Annotated in this window: 13 protein-coding genes; 5 read left to right on the plus strand and 8 right to left on the minus strand. The window is 69.2% G+C overall.

All coding sequences use genetic code 11. The features are described from left to right. Positions 1–102 precede the first annotated feature (102 nt). Positions 103–1,656: a sensor histidine kinase gene (locus CFB46_RS22045; protein ID WP_089501275.1), complete on the plus strand. Its 1,554-nt coding sequence runs from the start codon at positions 103–105 to the stop codon at positions 1,654–1,656. A 44-nt stretch (positions 1,657–1,700) separates the two neighbouring features. Here CFB46_RS22045 and CFB46_RS22050 read toward each other — a convergent pair whose 3' ends face one another. From CFB46_RS22050 to CFB46_RS22060, 3 genes are all read right to left on the minus strand, one after another. Then, positions 1,701–2,087 carry a tautomerase family protein gene (locus CFB46_RS22050; RefSeq protein WP_089501276.1) on the minus strand — a complete coding sequence of 129 codons (387 nt, stop codon included), beginning with the start codon at positions 2,085–2,087 and terminating at the stop codon, positions 1,701–1,703. Between the two features lie 65 nt (positions 2,088–2,152). Beyond that, positions 2,153–2,656 (minus strand): aromatic-ring-hydroxylating dioxygenase subunit beta, encoded by a 504-nt coding sequence (locus CFB46_RS22055; protein WP_089501277.1) that lies wholly within the window; start codon positions 2,654–2,656, stop codon positions 2,153–2,155. Then, positions 2,653–3,936: an aromatic ring-hydroxylating oxygenase subunit alpha gene (locus CFB46_RS22060; RefSeq protein WP_089501278.1), complete on the minus strand. Its 1,284-nt coding sequence runs from the start codon at positions 3,934–3,936 to the stop codon at positions 2,653–2,655. The genes CFB46_RS22055 and CFB46_RS22060 overlap by 4 nt, the downstream gene beginning before the upstream one ends. A 139-nt stretch (positions 3,937–4,075) precedes the next feature. On the opposite strand from CFB46_RS22060, the gene CFB46_RS22065 reads away from it, so the two are divergent. Continuing rightward, positions 4,076–4,996 carry a LysR family transcriptional regulator gene (locus CFB46_RS22065; RefSeq protein ID WP_089502298.1) on the plus strand — a complete coding sequence of 307 codons (921 nt, stop codon included), beginning with the start codon at positions 4,076–4,078 and terminating at the stop codon, positions 4,994–4,996. Positions 4,997–5,024: 28 nt separating this feature from the next. Here CFB46_RS22065 and CFB46_RS22070 read toward each other — a convergent pair whose 3' ends face one another. Together CFB46_RS22070 and CFB46_RS22075 are read right to left on the minus strand one after the other, a co-directional pair. After that, positions 5,025–6,017 (minus strand): PDR/VanB family oxidoreductase, encoded by a 993-nt coding sequence (locus tag CFB46_RS22070; RefSeq protein WP_089501279.1) that lies wholly within the window; start codon positions 6,015–6,017, stop codon positions 5,025–5,027. A 196-nt stretch (positions 6,018–6,213) separates the two neighbouring features. After that, a complete protein-coding gene (locus CFB46_RS22075) occupies positions 6,214–7,611 on the minus strand; it encodes a spinster family MFS transporter (RefSeq protein ID WP_089501280.1) in 1,398 nt (465 codons plus the stop codon). A gap of 410 nt (positions 7,612–8,021) precedes the next feature. Here CFB46_RS22075 and CFB46_RS22080 point away from each other — a divergent pair, with 410 nt between their 5' ends. Beyond that, complete coding sequence (locus CFB46_RS22080; protein ID WP_089502299.1) at positions 8,022–9,140, plus strand: porin; 1,119 nt, start codon at positions 8,022–8,024, stop codon at positions 9,138–9,140. A gap of 26 nt (positions 9,141–9,166) precedes the next feature. Here the strand turns inward: CFB46_RS22080 and CFB46_RS22085 are convergent, their stop codons facing one another. Further along, entirely contained in the window at positions 9,167–10,198 is a 1,032-nt protein-coding gene (locus tag CFB46_RS22085) for a LysR family transcriptional regulator (protein ID WP_089501281.1), read from the minus strand. Then, complete coding sequence (locus CFB46_RS22090) at positions 10,195–11,175, minus strand: AraC family transcriptional regulator (protein WP_089501282.1); 981 nt, start codon at positions 11,173–11,175, stop codon at positions 10,195–10,197. Before CFB46_RS22090 ends, CFB46_RS22085 begins: the two co-directional genes overlap by 4 nt. 149 nt (positions 11,176–11,324) lie before the next feature. Between CFB46_RS22090 and CFB46_RS22095 the strand changes: the two genes are divergently transcribed. Continuing rightward, positions 11,325–12,431: an NAD/NADP-dependent octopine/nopaline dehydrogenase family protein gene (locus tag CFB46_RS22095; protein ID WP_089501283.1), complete on the plus strand. Its 1,107-nt coding sequence runs from the start codon at positions 11,325–11,327 to the stop codon at positions 12,429–12,431. After that, a complete protein-coding gene (locus tag CFB46_RS22100) occupies positions 12,428–13,438 on the plus strand; it encodes a 3-hydroxybutyryl-CoA dehydrogenase (protein WP_089501284.1) in 1,011 nt (336 codons plus the stop codon). Before CFB46_RS22095 ends, CFB46_RS22100 begins: the two co-directional genes overlap by 4 nt. An 11-nt stretch (positions 13,439–13,449) precedes the next feature. On the opposite strand, the gene CFB46_RS22105 is transcribed toward CFB46_RS22100, so the two are convergent. Continuing rightward, entirely contained in the window at positions 13,450–14,787 is a 1,338-nt protein-coding gene (locus CFB46_RS22105; RefSeq protein WP_027782344.1) for an MFS transporter, read from the minus strand. Between the last annotated feature and the right edge of the window lie 47 nt (positions 14,788–14,834).

The raw sequence follows: 14,834 nt of genomic DNA on the forward strand, positions 1-14,834 counted from the left end.
AAAGACGATGCAACCAGTCTAGAAACGCCGAAAACACGCGGCAATTGGTGCGTTGGGCCGCGCGACTGGTGAGGCTCCGTGCCGACCTAAAGAAATCTTCAGATGCGATCGGCGCGCGCCGGTGCTATGTTGGGTTTCCGGCCGCGCGATGCCGCGCGCCTTCCTTCGAATCCGATCATGAGTTTTCCCGACGAAGACGATTTCCACCGGCTGCTCGACGCGCTGACCACTTGCGTGCTGCTGCACGACGCGCGCACCAGGGCGATCGTGTGGGCGAATCGCGCCGCGTGCATCGCGCTCGGTTTTTCCGTCGAGGAACTGCTGCCGCTGAAGGCGCCGGACATGACGCGCCCCGAGCCGAAGTACCGCCGCGAGATCGCGGTGAGCGCATGGGATCGTGCTCTCGTGGATGGGCCGCAGGTGTACGAATGGTGCTATCGATCGCGTACGGGCGTCGACATGCTGTCCGAGGCCACCGCGACCTACGTGCCGCTGCGCGGGCGCGACGTCGTGATGGTGCAGTTCCGCGACATCAGCGCGGAAGAGGCGGTTCGCCAGCAGTTGCGTCGCTACGAGGCGCGGCTGCGCGAGTTCATGCAGGATCTCGACGAAGGCATCGCGGTCGTGACGCCGCACGGCGGCGTGCAGTTCATCAGCGAGTCGGGCCGCCGCCTGCTCGGGCTCGCGCCCGACGATCCGCCCGGCGAGGTGCTCGACTATTGCTGCGCGGCCGATCGTGACCGGCTCGTCGCGCAATTGCGCGATGCACCGTCGGCGCATCCGTCCGCGCCGCAGCGCTACCGGATCGTGCGGCGCGACGGCTCGGCATGCTGGCTGCGCATCCTGTGCCGGCAGGTCGAGATCGAGGACGATCTCGACGGGCTGCTCGTGCAGTTCCGCGACGTGAGCGACGAAGTCGCGATCGAGGACGCGCGGCGCGCCGAGGCGCGGATGCTCGAATACGCGGGCCGCTACAACGCGATGGGCGAGATGGCGACCGTGATCGCGCACGAACTCAGCCAGCCGCTCGCGGCCGTGCGCAATTTCATCGAAGGCGCGGTGCGGCGGCTGAACGGCAACGGCGCCGTCGACGACGCGATCTGGGGGCTGCGCAGCGCGGACCGGCAGGCCGAACATGCGGCGCTGATCATCAAGAGCGTGCGCGAATTCATCGTGAAGCGCGAGCCGGCCGTGGCGCGGGCCGACCTGCGCGACATCCTCGCGGACGTCGCGTACTTCATCGAGCTGCGCGCGAAGGAGGCCGGCGTGACGGTCGCGATCGTGCAGGCCGACGCGCCGTTGCCGATCCGCTGCGAGCGCGTGCTGATCGGGCAGGTGATCCTGAATCTCGCGTTCAATGCGATCGAGGCATTCGCCAGCTGCGAGCGCGTGCCGCGCACGCTGACGCTCGGCACCGCGAACGTGGCCGGCCATGCGGAGTTGCGGGCGATCGACAATGGCCCGGGCATCGAAGCCGGTGCGCACGAGCGGCTGTTCGACGGCTTCTCGTCGTCGAAGGTGGGCGGCAACGGGATCGGGTTGTCGCTGTGCAAGAGCATCGTCACGCGCCACGGCGGACGAATTGCCGCGAGCCCGGCCGTGGGCGGCGGGCTCGACTGCCGCGTGACGCTGCCGCTCGCCGGCGCACCCGCGTAGCGGCTGCGTCGCATCACGGCGGGCCAGCGACGCGCGGCGCATGGTCAGCGCCCCAGCGCCCGCGCGGTCCGGCCGCCGATGCCGAAGTCCGTGTTCGGAATGTCCTTGATGATCACGCGCGTCGCGTGCAGCGGCGCGTCGAGCGCATTCGCGCCGGCGTCGGACAGCGCGGCGATCAGCGCGCGTTTCTGTTCGTCGGTACGCCCCGCGATCAGGATCGCGACGATCACCGGCAGCGATGGCGGCGCGCCGTCCGCGGCGCTGCGGCCGCCGAGGCCGATATGCGTCGCGGGTAGTTCGGTGAGCAGCACGCGCACCGATTCGACCGGTGCGCCGATCGCATCGACGGTCGCACCGGTCAGCCTGGCGATCAGCTCGGCCTTGCGCGCGTCGTCATGGCCGGCCGGCAGGAAAACTTCGAGTGTGGGCATGAGGGTCCGGAAAGGTGAAGGTGACCGGTTCACCTTTGCACGTGCAGCGGTGAACCGGTCACGGCTTACAGCAGGAAGCCGATCGCGCTGAGCGCTTCGGTCGAGTCGATCAGGCGCACGACTTTCTCGGCAATCCGTATCTCGCCGTCGGCATCGACGTGCAGCTTGTGCGTGACGTCGGCCGCGAACAGCGTCGCGACGCCGCGCTTGTATGCGACGACGACCTGCGCCGATTTCAGCTCGACGGTGTCGGCACCGCTGCTTTCCAGCGTGAAGCGCGACACGGTGCGCACCGTGCGCGCCGCGTCGACGGCCGACGCCGAATAGCCGGACACCATCCGCTGCACGCGCTTCTCGCGCATGTCCCGGTCGTCGAACACGTAGTTCAGCGTCGCCGCGAAATCGGTCGTGTCGGGATCGATCGGCACCACGTAGTGGCCGGCCGGATCCCACAGGTCGAGCCACGCGCGGTAGTCGCGGCGGTCGAGCATCTCGGCTTCGCGCCACACGAATTCGACCGCGCGGGCGAAGGTCTGCTCGGAAAAGAGAGCGTTGCGGTCGTCCATCATTGCTGCTCCATCATGTTGTGCCATTGCCGGTAGGCCTCGCGCATGCCGGTTTCGTCGGTCGCATGCGCGGTCTTTTCTCCGTTCGCGGCGGTCGTCTCGCGGTTCAGCCCGCGATTCACGAGGATCGGCACGTCGGGGCCCGCGTGCGCGCCGCGCTGCACGCGTTCCCAGGCTTCCGCGTCGTCAGGGCTGCCGAAGCCGAACGGGCCCTGAAAGTGTTCATGGATGCGAAGCCGCTCGCGGTTCGCTTCGTCGGGGCCGCCGTCCATCGCGAGCGCGACGTGGCGGATCTCGGTTTCGTTCGCGGAGATCGGCCGCAGCACGCGGAAGAACGCCATCGACAGCGCGAGGTTCGGGAACAGGTTCAGATTGAAGCCGACGCCCATCAGCGAGCGCACGATGCGGCGCACCTCTTCGGGCGTGTGACGTTCGGCGAGTTTCGCCGCGAGCGGCGCGAAGCGTTCGGCCAGCGGCGCGCCGTCGTCCTCGTCGAGATCGATCAGCTCGGGCATCAGCACCGCGAGGCTGTGGCCGTTGCCGAGCGCGCGGCAGAACGCGTCCTCGCTCGTCATGAAGCTCGTGATCGCGGCGGCCGTCTCGTCGTCGATCGACTTCATCCACGACTTGTGCACGACCGGGAAGTGGTAGAGGTCGGTGGTGTTCTCGAGCTGGATCTTCCAGTTGCCCTTGAACTTGAACTTGTGCTCGCCGTTCGCCTTGATCGGGTAGCCGGCACCCTGTTTCATGAACAGGTCGATCCACGGCTTCGCGCCGCCGAGGAAATCCTCGAGCGGCTCGATCGCATCGTTAAAGCTCGCGAAAATCAGCCCCTGGTACACGCCGACGCGCAGCTTCACGAGCGGCAGATCGCCTTTCTCGCACACGCCTTCGTAGCCGTCGCCGTACGGCAGCGCGCGCAGCGTGCCGTCGAGCGCGTACGACCAGCTGTGATACGGACACGTGAAGCCCTTCGCGTTGCCCTTGTGCGCTTCGCACACGGTCGCGCCGCGATGGCGGCAGCGGTTCTGCAGCACGTTGATCTCGCCGGTCTTGTCGCGCACGACGATCACCGGCTGGCGGCCGATCGTCGTCGTGATGAAGTCGCCCGGGTTCGGCAGTTCGCTCTCGTGCGCGACCCAGATCCAGGTGCGGTAGAAGATGCGGTCGAGCTCGGCTTCGAACAGCGCGGGATCGTGATACATCGCGGGCGCGATGCGGTCGGGCTGCGCGAGACCATGCAACGCGCGGGTGTCGATCGTCTGGTAGGGAATGTCGCTCATCGTCGTCGTGGGGAAAGAGTCGCGAAAACGGGCCGCGCCGTGCGCAGCGTCCGGGAACCAGTCTCGTCTCCTGCTATATATCCGTCAAATTGATCTAAAATTGCTCATCGAATAAATACGGCAAATGAAGGGGGGTGCGATGACGTCGGTCGATCATCTCGATCTGAACCTGTTGCGCGTGTTCCAGGCGATCGTCGAGGAACGCAGCCTGACGAAGGCCGGCGAGCGGCTCGCGCTGTCGCAGCCGGCGGTCAGCTATTCGCTCGGACGGCTGCGCACGCTGTTCGACGATCCGCTGTTCGTGCGTACGCGTTCGGGCATGCAGCCGACGCCAGTTGCGCTCGAACTCGCGGGCATCGTCGGCAAGGCGCTCGACATGGTGCGCGTCGCGCTGCGCTACGCGGAGCGCTTCGATCCGGCCACCAGCACGCGCACATTCCGGCTGTCGCTGTCGGATGCGGGCGAGATGGCGTACCTGCCGGCGATCTGCCAGGCGCTGCGCGACCGTGCGCCGCGCGTGACGCTGAGCGTGCAGCCGCTGCCGGTGGAGGAGATCGAGGAAGCGCTGCGCGCGAGCCGGCTCGATTTCGCGATCGGCAACCTGCCGGAGTTGATGCCGCGCACGCGTCATCAAGTGCTGTTCGAGGAAACCTACGTGTGCATGACGGGGCGCCGGCGCGGGCTGCCGACGGCCGCCGCGCTGAATCTCGAACAATTCGTGCGCGCCGCGCACGTCAACGTGAAGTCGGTCGAGCACAGCCACCACGCGCTCGACGACGCGTTGCGCGCGCAGGGCGTGGGCCGCAACATCGCGCTCGAGGTGCCGCACTTCGTCGCGCTGCCGAGCGTACTGTCGGTCACCGATCTGTATGCGACGCTGCCGAAGCGGCTCGCGCAGATCCTGAACCGCGACAACGCATTCCGTCTGTACGACCTGCCGGTCACGCTGCCGCCCGCGCCGGTGACGATGCACTGGCACGAGCACTTTCACGAGGACGAGGGCAACGCATGGATGCGCGCGCTGCTCGCCGAGATCGTCGAGCGTTTCGACGACGCGTGACGTGGCCGGCGCGCGCCGGACGCGTCATTCAGAGATCGAGCACCAGCACGGCGGAACGCGCGCGCGACACGCAGCAGCAGATCACCGCGTTGCTCGCGCGTTCGGCCTTGCTCAGGCAGTGGTCGCGGTGGTCGGGCTCGCCGTCGACGACGGGCACCATGCAGGTGCCGCACACGCCTTCGCCGCATGACGTATCGACCTCGATGCCGATGCGCGCGAGCGCGTCAACGATCGACGTATCGGGCGTCACGCGTACCGATTGCCCGCTGCGTTGCAAGCGTACTTCGAAACCGTCGGCAGGGCCGGTGCCCGCGTCGACGTCTCCATTCGCATCGGCGGTTGCGGGTTCCGCCGCGAAGCGTTCGAGATGAATCGCCTCGTCGGGAACGCGCGTGGCGGCCGCGGCGACGACCGCGTCCATGAACGGCCCCGGGCCGCACGTATAGACATGTGCGTGCGCATCGATCGATGCGACGCAGCCGCCGAGTTCGGCCGCGAGCGCGTCGGGCTCGACGCCGTAATGGAACGTCACGTGCGAGGCGAACGGTTCAGCCGACAGTTCGTCGACGAAGGCGGCGTGGTCGCGGCTGCGCGCGAAGTAATGCAGCCGGTAGCGCGCGCCGCGCCGGTTCAGCGCATACGCCATCGACAGCAGCGGCGTGATGCCGATGCCGGCCGCGACGAGCACGTGCTCGCTCGCGTCATCCGTCAGACGAAACAGGTTGCGCGGCGTGCCAATCGACAATTCGGCGCCGACGCTCACGTCGTCGTGCAGCGAACGCGAGCCGCCGCGCGACCGCGCTTCCTTCTTCACCGCGAAGAGATAGCTGCCGCGTTCGTCGGGGTTGCCGCACAGCGAGTATTGTCGCGTGATGCCGGACGGCGCGGTGACGTCGATATGGGCGCCCGGTTCGTACGCGTCGAACGGCTGGCCGTCGACGCGCGAGATCCGGAAACAGCGGATGTCCTGCGCCGCGTCGATCAGCGCGTCGATCCGGACCTGGTGGCGGTTCGCTTGCATGGGAAATTCCGTGGGGTCGAGGAAAGCGGCGCGGCAGAGCCCCGCGCCATCATGCGATCGAGAATAGGGATGGGCATCGCATAAATCAAATCGATTAAAAAGCGATGCCTGAATCAGTGGGATGGATAATGCCAGGGCGCTCTATCGTAGCCGGCGCCTCGTGTCTCGTGTCTCGGTGTCTCGGTGTCTCAGCTTCTCAGCGCACGGCGACCGCGGCGCTAGCGTCGGCCGCCTGCGGCGCCGCGGCCGACGCGTGACCGCGTTCGCGATCGAGGCTGCGGCGATAGTGGCGGCAGCCGACGGCGAGCAGCAGCGCGGCCAGCGTGGCCGCCGCGACGTTGACGATCGACATCGAATGGCCGACCGCGGCCGGCGCACCGAACACGCGATCGGTGAACAGCGCGACGACGGTCGTGCCGATTCCGAGCGCGATCAGGTTCGACACGAGGAGGAACAGCGCGGAGATCTGCGCGCGCATCTGGTTCGGTGCGAGCGTCTGCATCGCGGCGGTCGACGTCGGCATCGGGAACGACGCGAAGAACATCGCGACGACCAGCATCGCGAGCGACGCCGGCAGGCTGTCGAGCTGCGTGAACAGCGTCGCGGGGATCACCATGCACGCAGCGCCGATCGCACCGGCACGCATCGGTGCATCGTCGCGGCCGCGCCGCAGCAGCCAGTCGTTGAGCCAGCCGCCGCAGAACACGCCGGCCGTGTTGGCGACCAGCAGCACGATGCCGAGCGTGTAACCGGCTTCGACGGCCGTCATTCCGAAGCGGCGGATATAGAACGCGGGTGTCCAGCTCAGCAGGCAGTACAGCGTCATCGCGTAGAACGAGAAGCCGAGGTAGTGGCACGAGAAGGTCGCCCGGTGGGTGCCGACGAAGCGCAGCGAATCGCGCATCGACACGCGCCGCACCGCGCCCGAGCGATCCTGCGCGAGCCCCTTGCGCTGGGGGTCGCGCACGGTCGCGGCGAACAGCAGCGCAACGACGATCCCCGGCAGCCCGACGATCAGGAACGTAACCTGCCACGCATGCACCTGCCCGACGATCGGCAGCGTGAATGCGCTCGCATGCTTGAGCAGCGCGATCACGTAACCGCCGATCAGGAACGCGATGCCGCCGCCGATGAACGAGCCGAGCGAATACACGGCGACCGCGCGCCCGAGCTTCTCCTTCGGGAAGTAGTCGGCGAGCATCGAATACGCGCCGGGCGACAGCGCGGCCTCGCCGACGCCGACGCCCATGCGCGCGACGAACATCTGCACGAAATGCTGGCTGAGTCCGCACGCGGCGGTTGCGACGCTCCACAGTGCGATGCCGAGCGAGATGATGCGCGGGCGCGCATAGCGGTCGGCGAGATACGCGACGGGCAGCCCCATCACCGCATAGAACAGCGAAAACGCGAAGCCATTGAGCAGACTGAACTGCGTATCGGACAGGTGCAGGTCGCGCTTGATCGGTTCGATCATCAGCACGAGGACCTGGCGGTCGACGAACGAAAAGACGTACGCGAGCATGCAGATGACGACGACATACCATTCGTACGTATAGCGCTTGCCGTCGGCAGCGCGGGCCGTGGATGCGGACATGCGGGTTCTCCAGGAGCGGGCGGTGGAAAAGCGCGGCATCGGCCCGGCGGGCCGGGCGCCGTCGCGGCGCGAAAGCGTGCGGGTGACACGATCGGAGACGCAGCGTAGTCGGCCAAATTCGGCCGCCATAGCCGGAGTGACAGCCGCGCCACACGGACATTTACCGACCCGGATAAAGAAAACACCGAGGCCGTGCGCGCGGGCCGCCGCGCAGCGCGCGTGCGGCGGGGAGCCTGCGCTTCATGCGGCGCATCTATAAGCGTTATAGAGCGCATTGCGTCGACGTCCGAAATTGTCGTTCCTAGACTCGGCCCGTTTTTTATCGGCAGCGTTGGCCGCTCGCGGCGAACGCGATTCACACCGCGCGGCGCATGGCCGACCGGCGCCGCCACTTCTACGGGACGACGAACATGAACCAACCGAACGGGCGGGCCGACCGGCTTGCCGTACCGCTTGCCGCGCTGCTCGCGTGCATGGCGCTGCCTGCCGTCGCGCAATCGAGCGTGACGCTCTACGGCCGCATCGACACCGCGATCGAATACGCGAACGCCGGGCCGAACCACGTGACGCGCATGGGCAGCGGCAACCTGTGGGCGTCGCAGTGGGGGCTGAAGGGTATCGAGGATCTCGGCGGCGGCTACGCGACGATCTTCAAGCTCGAGGACGGTTTCAACGCGGCGAGCGGCGCACTGTCGAACAGCAGCGCGCTGTTCGGCCGCGAAGCGTGGGTCGGCATCACCGGGCCGTTCGGCGGCGTGCAGTTCGGCGAGCTCTACACGATCCTGCATACGACGCTCGTCACGTACAGCCTGCCCGGGCTCGGCGCGGGGCTCGCCTGGGGCAACGCGACCAACAACTTCGTCGGGCCCGCGTTCCTGCGCGTGCGCAATTCGATGCGCTACACGTCGCCGCGCTATGCGGGCTTCATGCTGCGCGCGATGGCCGCGCGCGGCACGAACGGCGCGGCCGGGCAGCCGGCGACGTTGGGCGATACGTACGGCGCGGGGCTCAACTACGTGCACGGCGGCCTGTCGGTCGACGTCGACTACATGCAGCAGAAGTTCAGCCCGGTCGCGGCGTCCACGCTCGGCAACACGAGCCCGGCCGCGAACGGCAACTACACGCTCGGCGCGATTTCGTACGACTTCAACGTCGTGAAGGTGGCCGCGCTGTACATGCGCCATCGCGGCGGCCCCGACGTGGCGACCGCGATCGACAGCCAGAGCGCCTATCCGCACAGCGACATCATGGAACTCAGCGCGACGGTACCGATCGGGCGCGCGTCGCTGCTGCTGAGCGTCGGCCATTACCGGAAGGTGGCCGACAGCGACGGCAACGCCGATTCGTACGGCATCCGCTTCGACTATCCGCTGTCGAAGCGCACGGTGTTGTACACGGGCGCCGCGATGGTGCGCAACGGCGCGCATGCACGCTTCGTCGTCAACGGCGCGGCGGGCGGCGGCGTCGCGGTGGCGAAGCCCGGCGCGACCGCGAGCTCGCTCGTCGCGGGTATCCTCACGTCGTTCTGACCGTTTCGGCGGGCCCGCTTGCGCCGCTACGCGCAGGCGGGCGGCTGCGGCGCGAGCCATGCGTCGAACGGCGCCTGCTCGCCGATATTGAACAGTTCGAGCAGCAGCGCACGCAGCCAGCGATGGCCGGGATCCGCGTCGAAGCGGCGATGCCAGTACGCGTTGACGGCCCATTCGGCGGCGCCGGCGATCTCGTACAGCACGCACGGCTGGCGTGCGGCGAACGTGATCGCGATCGTCTCCGGCAGGATCAGCGCGTAATCGCCGTCCTGCAGCAACGCCGGCACCACCATGAAATCGGGCAGCGCCGCGCGCACGCGCGGCATCAGTTCGTGCCGCTCGAGCAACTGCATCGATTGCGGATGCGACGAGATCGCGACGAAGCGCAGCGCGTCGGGCGCCGCACCGTCGAGTACGAAATCGTCGGGCAACCCGGCGCGCTGCGCGGTGCGCCGCGGCATCAGCAGCACGCAGCGCTCGTGCAGCAGCGCGGTGCGCTGGAAGTGGCTCGACGCATCGGCGAAATGCCCGAGCGCGAAATCGATGCGCCCCGATTCGAGCGCGACGTTGAGCTGGCATTCGTCGACGTGCAGCGTCTCGATCACCGCGCCCGGCGCGCGCCGGTCGAACGCGGCGAGCAGCGTCGGCAGGAACGCGCTCGCCGCGAAATCGCTCATGTGCAGGCGGAACACGCGCTGCGTGCTGTCGGGCGTGAAGCGCGAGCCTTCGTCGAGCACGTCCTGCAGGATCGCGAGCGCCTTGTCGACCGAGATCGCGAGCCGTTGCGCGCGCGGGGTCGGCTCGACGCCGGTACCGGTGCGCACGAACAGCGCGTCGCGGAACATCAGCCGCAGCCGGCCGAGCGCGTAGCTGACGGACGGCTGCGTGACGCCGAGCCGCAACGCCGCGCGGCCGACGTGCCGCTCTTCATACACCGCGCGAAACGTCTTCAACAGGTTGAGATCGAGATCCTGCACGCGCAGGCCATCGGATGCGTCCGCGTCGTGCGGCGCAGGGTCGGAGCGGGCCGGCGGCCGGCCGGGGGCGGAGTGCGTCATCGAGCTTGCCTCGCGGTGACCGAAGGCGCATGGCCGTAACGCTGCGCATACGCCTTCGCGAAATGGCCGAAGCCATGGATGCCGTGCGCGATCAGCACGTCGGTCACGCTGCGCGTGTCGCCGCGTTGCAGCGCCGCGTGCACGGCGGCGAGCCGGCGCTCGCGGACGTAAGCGGCCGGCGTGGTGTGCAGGAACGCGCGGAACGCATGCTGCAGCGTGCGCGGCGCGACCCCGGCGACGGCCGCCAGCGCGGCGAGCGCGAGCGGTTCGCCGAGGTGTGCATCGACGTGAGCGCAGGCGCGCCGCACGTGGGCGGGCAGCGGCGGCGTGCCGCGCAGCAGCGCGTCGCTGTACGTGTGCGGCAGGTGCGTGAGCAGCAGCGACATCAGCCACGCGGTGAGGTCGGCGCCGAACGCCGGCGAGGCCGTGCCGATGCCCGGCTGCGCGCCGAGCTGGCACAGGTACTCGAAGGTCGGCGCCACGATCGCCGCGCCCGCGCCCGCGCCGGCGCGGCCGGATGCGAGGTCGAATTGCAGCGGCCGCGTGAGCGTTGCCTGCAGCATGTCCTGCAACTTGCGTTCGAGCGCGCCGCGTTCGAGCCGCAGCACGAGGTTGCGGCAATCGGGGCTCGTGTGCAGGCGGCTCGCGAGCGCGGGCGACGACACGGTCAGCTCGCCGGGGCCGGCGCGCGTGACGACGCTGCCGGCCTGCAACTCGCACGCACCGGCGAGCGTCAGCCGGAACAGGAAGTGATCGGCGTCGTCGCCGAAATCGATGCGCGTTTCGCGGCCATAGCAGAGTTCGAGCAGCGCGCCGTGATGCAGGGGAACCTCGTACAGCTCCGCATGAAACGGGTCGCGGCCGGACGCGGCCATCCGGTGCGGCCCGAGCCGGTGCGCGACCGCGCGTTCGACTTCGTCGGGCGCCTGTAGCGTGCCGAGCCGGTTCGGCGCATGGCGGGAAAGGGCATTGTGCATTCGTGGACCTCGTGGCGGATGCAGGGGCGCGACGGCATGCGCAGCCTTGCGAATGCGTTGCGCGAACGGGCGCGTCGTTGCGCGTTTCGAAGCGACGCGGGGCGGGCGGCCGCGTAGTCTCGGACGGACTCGATCACCAGGAGAAGACGATGAAGGTATGTGTTCTGGGCGGCGGCCACGGCTGCCATGCGGCGGCCATCGACCTGCTCGAAAAAGGCCATGACGTGACGTGGTGGCGGCGCGATCGCGAGCCGCATGCGCGGCTGCGCGCGCTGGGCGTGCTGAACGTCACCGACTATCGCGGCAAGCGGGCGGTGCCGCTCGGCGATGGGCCGGGCGCGATCCGCCCGACCGACGATCTCGCCGCCGCGCTGCGTGGCGCACGGCTCGTCGTGGTGCCGCTGCCGGCCACGTCGCACGATGCGCTCGCCGCGCAGGTCGCGCCGCTGCTGGAGGACGGCCAGGTCGTCTTTCTGCCGCCCGGCACGTTCGGCAGCGCCGTGTTCGCCCGCGCGGCGGCCGACGCCGGCAACCGTTCGCGCGTCGCGTTCGCCGAAACGGGCACGCTGCCGTACCTGGTGCGCAAGCATGGCGACAACGAGGTCGTGATCAGCGCGTACGCGACGCGCCTGCCGACCGGCGTGTTTCCCGCGAACGCGGCCGGCTGGGCGTTCGACGTGCTGCGGGCCGGCTATCCGTCGGTCGAGCCGGTGGAGGATGCGCTGTCCGGCGCGCTGATGAACGCAGGCCCGGTGATTCACCCGCCGCTGATCCTGATGAACGCCGGGCCGCTCGAACACTTCGACGCGTGGGACATCCACAACGAAGGCACGCAGCCGTCGATCCGCCGCGTGACGAACGCGCTCGACGCCGAGCGCATCGCGGTGCGCGAAGCGCTCGGCTACCGCGCGCCGCATTTCCCGCTCGCCGATCATTACGCGGCCGAGGGCGACGAGTGGATGTACGGGCGCGGCGCGCACGGCAAGCTGACCGATAGCGGCGACTGGCGCGAGAAGATCGATCTGCGCACGCATCGCTACATGCTCGAGGACACCCGGCTCGGGCTGTCGTTCATCGTGTCGTGCGGGCGCAGGGCTGGCGTGCCGACGCCTGTCGCGCACGGGCTGCTGAGCATCGCGAGCGCGGTCGCGGTGCGCGACCTGTATGCGGAAGGCCGTACGCTGGAGCGGCTGGGGCTCGCGGCGCTGTCGAAGGACGCGCTGCGCGCGCTGCTCGACGCGGGGTACGCGGCATGAAGGCGGCCGCCGATGTGACGCGCGTCCACGTGCTCGGCGCGGGACGCATGGGGCAGGGCATCGCGCTCGTATTCGCGTTCGCGGGCCTCGACGTGACGCTGATCGACTTCAAGCCGCGCGATGCGGCCGGCTCGCGCACGTTCGGCGAACGCACGCGCGACGAGATCGCCCGGCCGCTGCATGCGCAGGTCGCGCTGGGCCGCATCGATGCCGCGCAGGCCGACGCCGTCGTCGCGCGCATCGCGCTCGTGGCGCGGGACGGCGCCGCGGCCGCGGTGCGTGGCGCCGATATCGTCTTCGAAGCGCTGCCCGAAGTGCTCGATGCAAAGGCCGACGCGCTGCGCTGGCTCGGCGAACACGTCGATGCGCACACAACGATCGCGTCGACCACGTCGACGTTCGTCGTCACCGAACTGCAGCGCCATGTCGCGCACCCGGGGCGAATGCTCAACGCGCACTGGCTGAATCCCGCGCTGCTGATGCCGCTCGTCGAGGTCAGCCGCAGCGATGCGACCGATCAGGCCGTCGTCGACGCGCTCGCGGCGCTGCTCGAACGCGTGGGCAAGAAGCCGGTGATCTGCGGGCCGGCGCCCGGCTATATCGTGCCGCGCATCCAGGCGCTCGCGATGAACGAGGCGGCGCGGATGGTCGAGGAAGGCGTGGCGAGCGCCGCGGACATCGACACGGCGATCCGCACCGGCTTCGGCCCGCGCTTCGCGGTGCTCGGGCTGCTCGAATTCATCGACTGGGGCGGCTGCGACATCCTGTACTACGCGTCGACGTACCTGGCCGGCGAGATCGGCCCGCGCTTCGCACCGGCCGCGAGCGTCGTGCGCAACATGGAAGCCGGCCGCGACGGCGTCCGCACGGGCGCCGGCTTCCACGACTATGCGGCGGTCGACGTGCCTGCGTACATGCGGCAGCGGCTCGGCGAATTCGCGCGGCTGCTCGATCATCTCGGGCTGGCGCCGGCGTTCGACAGCGCGCGGCGCGACGCCGGGCGCTGAGCGTCGCGCGGTCATGCCGGGTCGTCGCGCGAAGCGTGGGCGGGCGTGGTGCGCGTCTCGCGCATCACGCACAGCGTCGCGACGGTCACGAGGCCGAGCGCGACGAGGAACAGCGACACCGGCCACGACGCGTGGTAGCGCGCGAGCAGCGCGGTCGCGATCAACGGCGACATCCCGCCCGCGAAGATCGACGCGACTTCGTGGCCGAGCGCGACGCCCGAGTAACGCACCTCGGTGCTGAACAGCTCGCCGACGAGCGCGGGCAGCGTACCGATCATCGCGCCGTGGCTCACCGCCGTGCCGACCGTCAGCGCGAGCCACACGAGCGGTGTCGCGCGCGTATCGAGCAGCCAGAAGAACGGAAACGCGCACGCGACGAGGCTCAGCGCGCCGATCAGATACACGGGCTTGCGGCCGATCCGGTCGGACAGCCGGCCCCATGCGAGCATCGCGCCCATCTCGACGATCATCGCGATCATCACGCCGGTCAGCATCGTGCCGTTCGGGATGCCGACGTATTTGCCATAGACGAGCGAGAACGCGAGGAAGATGTACGCGCCGCCGTTCTCGGCCACACGCAGCCCCATCGCGAGCAGGATTTCCTTCGGATGGCGGCGGATGCACTCGACGATCGGCAGATGCGTGTGCGCGCCGCGCTTGCCGGCCTGCTCGAAGTCGCGGCTTTCCGGCAGATGGCGGCGGATATAGATGCCGATCGCGAAGATCGCGATGCTCGCGAGGAACGGCAGCCGCCAGCCCCACGCGCGGAACATGTCGTCCGGCAGCGCCTGCGCGGCGAGAAACGCGGCCGACGACAGCACGAAGCCGCCGCCCACGCCGAGCTGGCTCCACGCCGCGTAGTAGCCGCGCTGTTCGGGCGGCGCGTTCTCGCTGATCATCAGCACGCCGCCGCCCCATTCGCCGCCGGACGCGATGCCCTGCAGCAGGCGCAGCACGACGAGCGCGGCCGGCGCCCACAGGCCGGCTTGCGCGTAGGTCGGCAGCAGGCCGATCGCGAAGGTCGACGCGCCCATGATCAGCAGCGTCCACACGAGCGACGCCTTGCGCCCGTAGCGGTCGCCGACGTGGCCGAACACGATCCCGCCGAGCGGCCGCGCGACGAAGCCGAGCGCGAATGCCGCGAACGCGGCGAGACTGCCGGCGAGCGGCGATGCGCCGGGCGGAAAGAACACGTGGCCGAACACCAGCGCCGCGGCCGTGCCGTACACGAAGAAGTCGTACCACTCCATCGCGTTGCCGGCGACGGAGGCGATGACGATCCGGCGCAGTTGCCGGTCGGCGAGCGGCCGGGCGGCGCTCGGGGATTGCACGGTGTCGGTCGGGTACATGGCGGCTCTGATGGGGGGGCGGGTGCGTGCCGTCTTTCGCAGCACTG

This window comes from Burkholderia sp. HI2761, assembly GCF_002223355.1.
Classification (GTDB): domain Bacteria; phylum Pseudomonadota; class Gammaproteobacteria; order Burkholderiales; family Burkholderiaceae; genus Burkholderia.